The following is a 733-nucleotide window of genomic DNA, read 5'->3' as shown; positions in this document are numbered from 1 at the left end:
CGATGACGATCTCTGCCCGCACAGCCTCCAGGGTGCCCGCCGTACTGGTCCTGGAGGACGGCCGCACCTTCCGCGGCCGCGCCTACGGGGCCGTGGGCGAGACCCTGGGTGAGGCGGTGTTCTCCACCGGCATGACCGGCTACCAGGAGACCCTGACCGATCCGTCCTACCACCGGCAGGTGGTGGTGATGACCGCTCCGCACATCGGTAACACCGGTGTCAACGACGAGGATCCGGAGTCGGGGCGGATCTGGGTGGCCGGCTATGTGGTGCGTGATCCGGCCCGGGTGCCCTCCAGCTGGCGTGCGGTGCGCACCCTGGACGAGGAGCTGACCGCCCAGGGGGTGGTCGGCATCAGCGGGGTGGACACCCGGGCGCTCACCCGCCATCTGCGTGAGCGGGGTGCGATGCGGGTCGGCATCTTCTCCGGCGACGCCATCGCCGACGAGGCCGCGATGCTGGCCAGGGTCAAGGCCGCCCCCGAGATGACCGGCGCCGACCTGGCCGCCGAGGTCGCCACCACCGAGGCGTACACCGTTCCGGCGGTCGGCGAGAAGCGCTTCACGGTCGCGGCCGTGGATCTGGGGATCAAGGGGATGACGCCGCGCCGGATGGCCGAGCGGGGCGTCGAGGTCCGGGTGCTGCCGGCCACGGCCACGCTGGAGGAGGTCTACGCGGTGGAGCCGGACGGGGTGTTCTTCTCCAACGGCCCCGGCGACCCGGCCGCCGCCGA

At 72.4% G+C, this 733-nt stretch carries 1 protein-coding gene; it reads left to right on the top strand.

From position 1 onward, the window contains the following. Nucleotides 1-2 precede the first annotated feature (2 nt). The coding region (locus ACW69E_RS27730; protein WP_457501033.1) for a carbamoyl phosphate synthase small subunit at nucleotides 3-733 on the top strand (731 nt) is incomplete at its 3' end.

The organism is Streptomyces sp. SS8, from assembly GCF_054072955.1.
This window is presented reverse-complemented; position numbering and strand designations above follow the sequence as displayed.